Source organism: Deltaproteobacteria bacterium (assembly GCA_035063765.1).
Taxonomy (GTDB): Bacteria; Myxococcota_A; UBA9160; order UBA9160; family PR03; genus CAADGG01.
This window is the reverse complement of record JAPSFT010000010.1, coordinates 105,186-116,215: the sequence shown is the minus strand read 5'-3', so window position 1 is coordinate 116,215 and position 11,030 is coordinate 105,186. Positions and strand designations below refer to the sequence as shown.

Sequence of the window (11,030 nt, the reverse complement as noted above, 5' to 3'; positions counted from 1 at the left end):
GCTCCCCGGAGAGGGCGGCGGAGCGTAGCGTCACTCCGGGGCCGCTGCGGAGACGAGCCACTGCACGCTGAACCACCCGCGCGGATCGCTCCAGACGCGGCGCACGGCGAGGCCTGCGCCGGCCGCGAGCCTGGCGAAGCCCGGCAGCGTGTACTTGTAGGAGTTCTCGGTGTGGATGGTCTCACCGGCCGCGAGGGCGAAGCGGCGGCCGGCCACCGTCACGACGCACGGGTCGAGCGAGACCAGGTGCATCTCGATCCGGCCGTCGACGTCGTTCCACAGCGCGCGATGTCGAAACCGCTCGACCGGGAAGTCGGCGCCCAGCTCGCGGTTCGCCCGCACCAGCAGGTTGCGGTCGAAGGCGGCTGTCACGCCGGCGGCGTCGTCGTAGGCGGCCTCCAGGATCGCCCGGTCCTTCCGCAGGTCCGCTCCGATCAGGATCCCGCCGCCGGGGCCGGCCGCGCGCGCCATCCGGGCCAGGAAGCGCTGCGCCTCGGGGGGCGTGAAGTTCCCGATCGTGGAGCCCGGGAAGAACACCGCGCGGCGCTCGGCCGGCCGGCGCGGGCGGGGCAGCTCGATCGGGTCCGCGTAGTCGGCGCAGACCGGGAGCACCTCGAGGGCGGGGTAGGCCTCGCGGAGCGCCTGCGCCGAGGCGGCGAGCGCTGCGCGCGAGATGTCGATCGGGACGTAGCCGGCCGGCGCGACGAGCCGGTCCAGCAGGAGGCGCGTCTTGCGGCTGCTGCCGCTCCCGTACTCGACGAGCAGGCAGCGCGCGCCGAGCCGCTCGGCCATCTCGCCCGCGTGGGCCGCGAGGATCGCGAGTTCGGTGCGCGTCGGGTAGTACTCGGGCAGCTCGCAGATTCGCTCGAAGAGCGCCGAGCCGGCCGCGTCGTAGAGCCATTTGCAGGGCAGGGTCTTGCGCGGCGCGGCGAGCCCTGCCCAGATCTCGTCGCGCATGCGCAGCCGGTCGGGGCCACGGTCGCGGAGCGCGAGGGCTGCTCCCGGACGGCCGCCAGCCGCGGGGTGCGGGAGGTTCAACCGCCGTCCTTCGCGAGCCGCAGGCCGCTCCACTGCCAGCGCGCGGGAGCCGGGAAGAAGTTGCGATAGCTCGCGCGCAGATGCCGTCGCGGAGAGACGCACGAGCCGCCTCGCAACACCATCTGGTTGCACATGAACTTGCCGTTGTACTCCCCGAGCGCTCCCGCGGCCGGCCGATAGCCCGGGTAGGCGACGTAGGGGCTCGCGGTCCACTCCCAGACGTCGCCGAACAGGCGAGCCGGCGCATCCCGGCCCTCGTCGGGGCCGAGCGGCGCGGGCTCGAGGGCCCCGTCCTCGACGAAGTGACCGGCAACCGCGGTCCCGGTGGCGGCGGCTTCCCACTCCGCCTCGGTCGGCAGGCGCGCGCCCGCCCAGCGCGCGTAGGCGTCCGCTTCGTAGAAGCTCACGTGACACACCGGAGCGTCTGGATCGAGCGGGCGCAGCCCCCCCAGCGTGAACACGGACCAGCCGGCCGGGCCGCGCTCCCAGTAGGCGGGGGCCTGCCAGCCTTCCGCGCGGACGGCGCTCCAGCCGTCGGAGAGCCACCACTCGGGCTGGCGATAGCCGCCTGCCTCCACGAAGCCGGCGTACTCGGCGTTGATCACGGGTCGCGAGGCCAGCACGAACGTGCCGAGCAGCTGCCGGTGGCGCGGCTCCTCGTTGTCGAAGCGGAAGCCGGCCCCGGGCCCGGCGCCGATCGCTCGCACCCCGGCCTCGAAGCGGTGCCAGCCGAGCGCCGGCGCGCCGCCGCTCCGCTCCGGAGACGGGAGATCGGCGCGGTAGGCGGGCCGCAGCGGGTGCTGCCCGAGCAGGTGCTTCACGTCGCTGAGGATCAGCTCCTGGTGCTGCTGCTCGTGCTGGAGCCCGAGCTCGACCCGCTCGAGCAGCTCCCCGGTAGCCTCCGTACCCGCGAGCCACGCCGTCAGGTGCCGGTCCACGTGCGCCCGATAGGCGAGCACGTCGGCGAGCGACGGCCTCGTCAGCAGCCCGCGCCGCGGGCGCGGGTACGGCTCACCGACCGCGTTGTAATAGGAGTTGAAGAGCACGCGGAAGGCGGGGTCGAAGGGCGCGAGGTCGGGCCGGGCGCCGGCGAGCACGAAGGTCTCGAAGAACCAGGTGGTGTGGGCGAGGTGCCACTTCACCGGGCTCGCGTCCGGCATCGACTGCGCGCTGCAGTCCTCGGGCGAGAGCGGGGCGGCGAGCCGCTCGGTCGCAGCGCGCACCGCGCGGTAGCGTGCCGCCAGGGCGGCGGCGTCGCGGGCCTGCGGACGGGGGGTCACCGACGCGCGCATGCGCGCCCTCCTGCCCTCCCCCGCTCCCGGCGCAGCGTAGCAGGCCAGGCGGGCCTGCCAGCCGGCTCCGGGGGCGCTCAGCTCTCCTCGCCGCCCCCGAGCTGCTCGGCCAGGTAGCGCTCCTTGCCGATCTCCGACACCACGTGGAGCTGGGACTCGAGCCAGTCCACCGAGTCCTCCTCGCCCCGCAGGTTGTGCTCGAGCAGCGCTCGGGTGCCGTTGTCGCCCTTCTCGCGTGCCAGCGCGATCGCGCGGTTGTAGCGCTGCACCGCGTCGAGCTCCATGGCGAGGTCCAGCCGATGCTGCTCGATCGGATCCTCGCCGACCCGCACCGGGTTCAAGCGCTGCATGTTCGGCACGCCCTCGAGGAAGAGGATCCGCTCGATCAGCCGATCGGCGTCCTTCATCTCGTCGATCGACTCGTCGCGCTTCTTCTTCTCGAGGCGCCGATAGCCCCAGTTCCCGCACATCCGCGCATGCAGGAAATACTGGTTGATCGCCGTCAGCTCCGCGGTGAGGATCTCGTTGAGCGCTTCGAGGATCTGCGGATCGCCGCGCACGGGCTCCCTCCTTCGCTGTCCCGCCGCCGGCGACGGGACCCCGAAGCTAGCAAGGAGCGTGCTTCGTCAGTGCGTGGCGTGGAGGTCGAGGTCCGCGCTGCGCGGCTCGAAGGCGCCGAGCTCGGAAGCAATGATCTCGTGGACCGCGCCGGCGCAGCCGCCGCAGGCCGACGCGGCGCCGCACGCGCGCGACACCTCCTGGAGGGTGACGGCGCCATTGCGCACGGCGCGGCGGATCTCGCGGTCGTTCTTGGCTCGGCAGTGACAGACGATCACGGCTTCCACTCCCAGGCGGGCGGGCATGGGGAATCGTAGTCGTGATGAAAATGAAAATCAATGTCGATATAGGACACTGGTGCCTCTTCGGCCTCACCCAGGGCAAGAGCCGAACCAGAACGACAGTTCATAAGATGCATATCCAGGATGCACTTCATCATTCAAGAGCAACTTTTTGATGCATTGCTGCATCTATTGGATGCATCTATTTGCGCTCGATTGAGCCCTTCCCAGCGTCTAGAGCCATCTCCTTTCGTTTCAAGCCTCTGGAGCATCCGGCACGACCCTTGCTCTCTCTTCTCGACGCGTCGCGTTGCTCGGCAACGGCGACAGGAGGAGAGACGAGATGTTGCGCTTCACCACGACGGCCCTGGCAGCCCTGGCAATCGGCACCTTCCCGCTGGTTTCGCTGGCGGAGACCGCCGTCGACCAGAAGGAGACCGCGGCCGTGGTCGTGGCCGCCGTCGAGGACGCCGAGCCGGTCCCCGCGCCGGTCGCCAAGGGCGAGCTGCGGAACGAGAGCAAGGCGAGCGACCGGCTCGTCGCGCACGGCTCGAGCCAGAGCGAGGCCGGCTACCGCTTCACGAACCCGTACGCGGTGCCGCAGCAGACGCTTCCGGTGACCTTCCCGGCGCTGGCCGTCTTCAGCTTCTAGCCCCGATCCCCGCAGCGTCCTTCGGGACGCCTTCCCCGACGCCCCGCTCCGGGCCCCGCCCGGAGCGGGGCGGCTCGTTCGTGGCGCTCAGTCGAGCGCCACGGCCTGGTCGGCGTCGAGGAACCACAGCTCGACACGCGGCGGCGTACCGAGTGCGAGTGCCTCCGCGAGTGCGCGCCGGTAGGCGAGGCCCTGGATGCGGTGGTGCTCGACGCGCGCCGCCAGCTCGCGACCCTGCACGGCGTCGGTCTTGAAGTCGACGATCGTCCAGCCATGGGCGGGATCGCGAACGACGAGATCGATCGCGCCGACACCTGCGCCGACAGGCTCCCCGCGCCACCCGCCCCCCTCGGGCCGGAGCAGCACCGGCAGCTCGCGGGCGACGACGTGCGGCGCGAACGCACGCAGCCGCTCGCCGAGGCGCCCGCTGCGCAGGCGCTCGACCAGGGCATTCGCACGCGCGAGCGCCCGCCCGAGCGCCGGCGGCGGGAGACCCGCGCTCGCCAGGCTCGCCCGCAGTCGCGCGCCCCCTGCCTCCCATTCGACATCCCCGAGCGCATCCAGCGCCAGCCCCTCGAGCAGCGCATGGATCGCGGTGCCGACCGCCACGGCGATCGCCCGCGCCTCGGGCGCAGGCGAGGGAGGGCGCCAGCGGGCGCGTCCTTCGTCGTCCTCGTGGTCCGCGGCGGCATCGCGCACCAGGGGGTCTCCCGTCACCGGCGCCGCGAGGGCCCGCTGCGACCGTGCGAGCGCCTCCGCGCGATGCCGCGCGAGTCGCTCGGAGTCCGCGGCCACCCGGGCCTCGTCGAGGGCGCCCTCGGACCCTGCCGACAGGGGCGTCTCGCGCGGCCGCCCGCTGTGGTCGAGGAAACGCCAGAGGGCGCCGTCGTGCTCGATCACGCCGTTCCACCCGGCGCCCGCCGCGCGCCCCCGCTCGGCGGCCTCCTCGAGGGCGGCACCCCGGCCTGCGGCGAGCAGGACGCCGTGGACGCCGTGGCTCGCTGCGCGGGACCAGTGTCCCGACACCACGAGGCGACGGCATGCGCGGGTCAGGGCGACGTAGAGCGTGCGCACGCGTTCGGCGCGCTCGATCCGCTCGCGGGCGCTGCGCACCTCGTCGAAGCCCAGGCTGGCGACGCGGGCCGCTCCGAGGCACCACTCGCCGGCGAGGACGCCCGTGCCGGCGAGGAAGGCCCCCGTGGAACCGCCCCCCTCGCGCTTGTGGACCTGGAGCAGGTAGACGTGCTCGAACTCGAGCCCCTTGGCAGCGTGGATCGTCATCACCTGCACGGCGTCGCCGCCGGGCCGCGCCGGGCGCCCCTCGTCGCGTTCGGCGTCGTGCTCGCCCGCGCGGCGCAGCCCGCGCAGCACGCTGGCCGTGTCGCCGCGGCTCGCCTCGAGCAGCTCGCCGAGCTCGCGAAAGAAGCGCTCGAGGTTGGCGAGCCGCCACGGGCCGAGGAAGCGCGCGGCCTCGCCCGCCGGGAGCAGCGGCAGCGTCCGCACCCGCTCGACGAAGCGCTCGGCCGGCTCCCGCGCGAACGACCGCCGCAACGTGGCCAGCACCTCGAGCGCGTGGAGGAGCGCCTGGTCCCAGCCCGCAAGCGCCGCCAGGCCCGGCGGCGGGGCAGGGTCCGAGGCCACGGCCGCCGCCGCGGTGCCCACGATCCGGACGATCTCGCCCCGCGCCCGTGGCGCTCCTTCGAGGAGCTCGCGCACGGCACCCGGGAAGCCGTGGACCCAGAGCGGCCGCCAGGCCACGTCGGGGACGCCGGCCCATGCGGAGCGCAGAGCCGCCACCAGCGCGATCTGGTCGCCGGGATCGAGCACGGCGCGCACGAGCGAGCGGGCCTCGACGACCTCGCGCCGGCTCGCGTACTGCCGGTCGCGCGCGACCGTGTAGGGAACCCCCGCCTCGCGCAGCGCTGCCAGGTAGACCTCGAGGTCGCCCGTCGAGCGCAAGAGGATCCCGACCCGTTCCCAGGCGAAGCGCCCGCCCCGCTCCCGGGCCTCGCGCGCGAGGCGCAGGAGATCCTGCGCCAGGTGGTCCGCCTCGCGCTCGCTCGCGAGCCTCTGGGGCGTGCCGGCGGCGCCCCCTGCCCCGGCTTCGAGGTCGTCCCGATTGCTCGCGATCCAGTACTCGACGAGCGGCCCCGATCCCTCCTGCGTACCGCTCGCCAGGAGCGGCTCGAAGGGCGGCTGCTCGCCCGGCGTCTCGATCATCACGTCGCGCATCACCCGCGCCACCTCGTCGAGCACGGCCGGCGTGGAGCGATGGTTCACGCACAGGAGGTGCCGCTCGCCGCCGGCCGCGAGGAGCCGCTCGCGAAACGCCTCGTAGGCGGCGAGGTCGGCGTTGCGCCAGCCGTAGATCGACTGCTTCGGGTCGCCGACGACGAACAGGCCCGGCCGGGGGCCGCCCTCCTCGTCGAGGGCGAGGCGCGCCACCAGCGCACACTGCTCGGCGTCGGTGTCCTGGAACTCGTCGACCAGGAGCTGGTCGATGTGCGCACGCTCGCGGGCCGCCACCTCGGGCCGGCGCGCGAGCAGCTCGTGCGCACGGAGCAGGAGGCCGTCGAAGCCCACAGCGCCGGCCGCGTGCATGCGCCGGAAGGCCTCGGCGTAGAGGGTGGCGACGACACGGTGGGTGCGCGCGAGGCGCGGCAGGTCGAGGCCGAGCGCGTGCTGCAAGAGGGGTGCAAGGCTCCTCGCCGCGGTGACGAGCGAGCCCTGTGCTTCGCCCAGGGCTGCCCGTTCGCGGTCGCCGAGGCGGCCCTCTGCGAAGGTGGCGAGCCTCTTCTGCGCGCGCTCCGGCCACGCGAGCCGGAGCTGCGCGAGGAGCACGGCGAGCCCGCCCCCGTCGGCAGTGAGGAGCGGGAGGCTCGCCGCCGCCGCCTCGGCGACCTCGCGGCCGTTGCTGCGCCCGCGGAGCGCGAGCAGCCGCCCGGCGCCCGCCGCGACGAAGGCGCCGAGCGCAGCGTCCAGCCGGGCCACGAGCCGCGCGAGGTGCGGCGGGGCGAGGGGGTCCTCTGCGAAGCGCCCGGGGTCGATCGCCGTGGCGAGCATCGCCTCGAGGGCGGCCTCGAGCTCGGGCGCCGCGACGCCGTCCTCGACCAGCGCGAGCAGGTCGGGATCGTCCGCCCGCGCCGGGTCGAAGAGCCACTCCTCGATGGCAGCGCGCGCCGCGGCGGCCCGCGCGACACCCGCCGCGTCGACCGTGAAGCGCGGGGGCAGGCCCGCCTCCTGTGGGTGCTCCGCGAGCAGACGCCGGCAGAAGGCGTGGATCGTCGAGACCCGCAGCCGGTCGAAGGCGGCCAGCAGCGCGCGCGCCCGGGTCCGACGCAGATCGGGGTCGGACGGCAGGGCCTCGGGGTCGAGCGGCTCGCGCCCCGCTCCGTCCACCGCGAGCGCCTGCAGGCCGGTGGCGATGCGTTCCTCCATTTCGGCGGCCGCCGCCTCGGTGAAGGTGATCGCCACGATCCGGTCGAGGACGCGCGCCGCCACCGTCTCCGGCTCGGGCGCGCCGCCGCGGCGGCCAGCCAGCACGCCGGCCGCACGCTCCCAGCCGCCGCCGAGACACCAGGCGAGGACGCGCGTCACGAGCACGCTCGTCTTGCCGGTGCCGGCACCGGCCTCGACCAGCAGCGGGCGCAGGAACTCCCGCTGGGCCCGGCGGCGCGCCAGGTCGTCGCGCGCGCGACGCTCGGAAGGTGCGCCGGAATCGGCCGGGCTCACGCGCCGCTCCCGCTTCCGCTGCCGGCGGCACTCGCTGCCTTTGCGTCCGCGAGGAGCCGCGCGAGGCCGAGCAGCGCGCGCTCGGGCGGCGAAGCCGTCTCCTCGCTGGCAGCCGCCTTCCACGCCGCGAACCGGCGCCGCGCGCTGCTCTCGCCCTGCAGGCAGGCGGCCGACACCTCGCACCAGGAGCAGGGCGGCTCGTCCGGACTGCCATCGAGGCGCGGCGCGAGCGCGCCGTGGTCGACGGCGGCGAGCACGCGCCGCACGGTCGTCGCGAAGACGCCGGCGACCGCGTCGCCGGGCGCGTCATCCGCCACCGAGACGACCCGCGCGGGCTGCGGGGCATCGCCGCCCAGGTAGAGATAGCGGCCCTCTGCCGCGCCCCCCGGCGCGAGGGCGGCCGCGGCGAGGCGGTACGCCGCGCCCTGGAGCAGCCGCCCCTCGCCGACGGCACGCACCAGCGCGCGCCAGCGCGCGTCCGCCCCGGCCGCGGTCGAGAGGGGCTTCGTCGCCTTGTAGTCGGTGACACGGAGCCGGTCGCCGGCCAGGTCGGCACGGTCGGCGACGAAGCCGATCCGGCGGATCCGGCCGCCCGCCTCGACCTCGAGCTCGCCGCGCAGCTCCGCGCCGAGCACCGGCGGGCCGGCGGGATCGGCCCAGTCCGTCGCGCGTGCGGCGTCCAGCAAGCTGCGCGCACGCCGCGCGAGCGCCTTTGCGAAGCCGGGGATCTCGATCCCCTCGCCCCGCGCCACGCGTGTCGCCGCCTCCTCGAGCCACGCCTCGAGGCGGGCGGCGTCCGGCCACGGCGCGCGCACCGGCCCGCGCGCGAGCGCGTCGGCGAGGCTCGCCCGCGGCGCGGGCAGCGCCTCCGCCACGATCCGCTCGAGCACGGCGTGCACGACCCCACCGAGCAGGAGCGTGGTCGGCGCCGGCAGGGCTTCGAGTGCATCGGGCACCGGCTCCAGACCGAGCTCGCGGCGCAGGAACGCCTGCCAGGGGCAGCGCGCCAGCTCCTCGAGCCGGGTCACGTAGAGCTCGGGGCCGGGGTCCGCGGGCGCCGCCGCCGCACGGCCGACCCAGCCGAACCAGGGCCCGGGCGGAGCCGGCGGCGCGCCGGGCGGCGGCGCGCCCTGGTCGAGCTCGCGGAGCGCGGCGAGCTGGTGACGGGCGAGCACGCCCGGGTCGGGCACGAGCGCCGCGGCCTCGCCGATCACGGGGTCGGCGCGCAGTACGGCCTGGACCTCCGCCAGGGCGAGCGCCCGCACGCCGGCCCGCGGAGCGCGGCGATGCCGGAGGCCGGCGAGCACGAGGTGCTCGCCCGCGGGCCGCGGCCCGCGCGGCTCCGCCTCGGCGTCGAAGAGCGCCGGCTCCTCCGTCGCGGGCGCGAGCTCGCGGCGCGCGACGCGCAGGCGCACGACGAAGGGCGACTCGATGCGCCTGCGCCCGTCGTCGTCCGCGTGCTGCCAGGCGAGCGTGACCTGCGGCGCCGCGTCGCACAGCGACGCGAAGAGGTGCCGGTCCTCGTCGCGCGCGCGCGCCTTCACGGGCATCTCCGGCAGGATCACGCGCAGGCGCGCGCGCAGCGCGTCGGGCAGCAACGGATCGTCCCCGATCCCGCGCGGGAAGGCGTCGCGGTTCAGCCCGAGCAGGAACAGGTGCTCGAACGTGCGACCGCGTGCCGCCGTGACCGTCAGCACCTGCACGCCCGCCCCGGCGCCTCCGAGCGAGGCCTCGCCGGCCTCCTCGAGCGCCGACGCCACGAGCTGCGCCAGCTCCTCGCGCGCCAGCAGGAGCCCCGGCGGCAGCTCGCGTCCGAGCTCGTCGAGCGCACCGAGCAGCGGCTCGCAGCCGGCGCGGTCGGCGCGCCAGCCGAGAGCGCCGGCAACGAGCGCGTCGAGCCGCTCGAGATGGGCCGGCAGCTCGGCTTGCGCCGGCCAGCTCGCGAGCGTTGCAACGGCCACGAGGGCGCGCTCACGGGCTCGCACGAGCCGGTCGAGCGACACGTTCCGGCGGCGGTTGCGCGTCGGGTCGGCCGGGGCCGCGGCCGGCGCTGCCTCCATGTCCTCCGCGCAGGGTGCCGCCTCGCCGGCCTCCGCGCCGCGCTCACCGCCGCTCGTCCCGACCGAGCCACCGCGCCGGAGCGGCAGCGAGAGGGACTCGCGGGGCGCGAGCCGTGCGGCCGGATCGAGCCCTGCGAGGGCCGTGAGCCGGCCCACGCCCAGCACGTGGAAGGCCATGCGGAGGTCGGCGTCCTCCGCCTCGCGGTGGGCGTCGGCGGCGAACCAGGTGTCGACCGGCGCCGCCGCCTGCTCGCGCAGCAGCGCGACGAGTGCCGCCGCCCGGCGCGTCGACGCATCGGGCCCGGCGCCGGCCCCGATCACCGAGAACGGCACGCCGAGCCGCCCGAGCTGCGCCGCGAGCGCCGCGCGATGGGGCTCGAGCCGGCGCGCGACGATGCCGATCGCCTCCGGTTGCACCCCGGCGTCGAGGCGCTCGCGCACGCGCAGCGCCACGGCGCGCGCCTCGGCCTCGGCACCGGGTGCCTGCAGGAGCTCGAGCGCGGCCGGCGCCGCCCGCGCCGCGAGCGCCTCGACCCGCCCCGCTGCCCCCGCCATGCGCTCTCGTAACGACGTGGTGTAGGCCTCCTCCCGGCGCGCGGGCTCGGCAGGGTCCGGCGGGAGGTCCACCACCACGCGCCCCGCGAAGGCGCGCGCGAGCGCCTCGAGCCAGTCGCCCACGAGGCCGGTGGCGTCGGCGAAGCCGTGGATCCAGAGGCCGGCGGTCGGCAGCACGGCGGCGGGCCCGGTGCCGGGCGCGCGCAGCACGTCGGTCGCCCGCGCGAGCAGGGCGGAGCGGTGGCCGAGCCCGAGCTCGTCGAGGGCGGCGAGCGTCTGCCCGGCGACGGCGGCCACGGCGCGCGCCCGCCCGGCCGTCGCCGCGCCGAGCTCGCCGGCAGCGACGAGCTCCGCGAGCGCGTCGTCGAGCGGCTCCGCGAGCCCGGCGTCGAAGCCTGCGTCGAGCAGATCGCGGACCGCGCCCTCGACGGCCGCGAAGCCCTCCTCGAACGTGCCGAGCCAGTCGCACAGGACGGGCTCCCGGGCCGCATGGCGGCGGACCAGGACCGGTACGAGCGAGTCGCCGCGCGGCGCCCCGGCGCCGGCCCGCGCCAGCGTCTCGAGCGCGACCGCCACGTGGGTCTGCACCGCGACCCCGAGCAGCGACCCCGCCCGCTCGACGAGCCGTGCGGCGAGGTGCTGGCGAAGACTGCGCGAGGGAACCACGACCCGTAGCGGGGCGCGCACGGACGTCAGCTCCCCGCCGCGCAGCCGCTCCGTACGGGCGCGCGCCGCCGTGAGCACCTCGTCGAGCACCCGCTCCTCGGCGACGCGCGGCCCGGCGGCGAGCAGGACGCAGCCCCGCTCGCGGGTGTCGAGCGGCAGCGCGAGCTGCCCGGGGCGACCGGTCGTGGAGGCCATG

Annotated in this window: 7 protein-coding genes; 1 reads left to right on the top strand and 6 read right to left on the bottom strand. The window is 76.0% G+C overall.

The annotated features are described in order from the left end of the window. Nucleotides 1-30: 30 nt before the first annotated feature. The 4 genes from egtD to OZ948_10005 form a co-directional block, all read right to left on the bottom strand. Entirely contained in the window at nt 31-1,038 is a 1,008-nt protein-coding gene (gene egtD, locus OZ948_10020) for an L-histidine N(alpha)-methyltransferase (GenBank protein ID MEB2345069.1), read from the bottom strand. Then, on the bottom strand, nt 1,035-2,318 hold the full coding sequence (gene egtB, locus OZ948_10015) for an ergothioneine biosynthesis protein EgtB (GenBank protein ID MEB2345068.1): 1,284 nt from the start codon (nt 2,316-2,318) through the stop codon (nt 1,035-1,037). Before egtB ends, egtD begins: the two co-directional genes overlap by 4 nt. An 89-nt stretch (nt 2,319-2,407) precedes the next feature. Further along, nucleotides 2,408-2,890: a bacterioferritin gene (gene bfr / locus OZ948_10010; GenBank protein MEB2345067.1), complete on the bottom strand. Its 483-nt coding sequence runs from the start codon at nt 2,888-2,890 to the stop codon at nt 2,408-2,410. Between the two features lie 66 nt (nt 2,891-2,956). Then, complete coding sequence (locus OZ948_10005) at nt 2,957-3,193, bottom strand: (2Fe-2S)-binding protein (protein ID MEB2345066.1); 237 nt, start codon at nt 3,191-3,193, stop codon at nt 2,957-2,959. A gap of 319 nt (nt 3,194-3,512) precedes the next feature. Here OZ948_10005 and OZ948_10000 point away from each other — a divergent pair, with 319 nt between their 5' ends. Continuing rightward, nucleotides 3,513-3,821, top strand: a complete 309-nt coding sequence (locus tag OZ948_10000; GenBank protein MEB2345065.1) for a hypothetical protein — start codon at nt 3,513-3,515, stop codon at nt 3,819-3,821. Nucleotides 3,822-3,908: 87 nt separating this feature from the next. Here the strand turns inward: OZ948_10000 and OZ948_09995 are convergent, their stop codons facing one another. Next, nucleotides 3,909-7,553, bottom strand: a complete 3,645-nt coding sequence (locus tag OZ948_09995) for a UvrD-helicase domain-containing protein (GenBank protein ID MEB2345064.1) — start codon at nt 7,551-7,553, stop codon at nt 3,909-3,911. Continuing rightward, the gene (locus OZ948_09990; protein MEB2345063.1) at nt 7,550-11,029 is read right to left on the bottom strand and encodes a PD-(D/E)XK nuclease family protein; all 3,480 of its coding nucleotides are present in this window, start codon (nt 11,027-11,029) and stop codon (nt 7,550-7,552) included. Before OZ948_09990 ends, OZ948_09995 begins: the two co-directional genes overlap by 4 nt. Between the last annotated feature and the right edge of the window lies 1 nt (nt 11,030).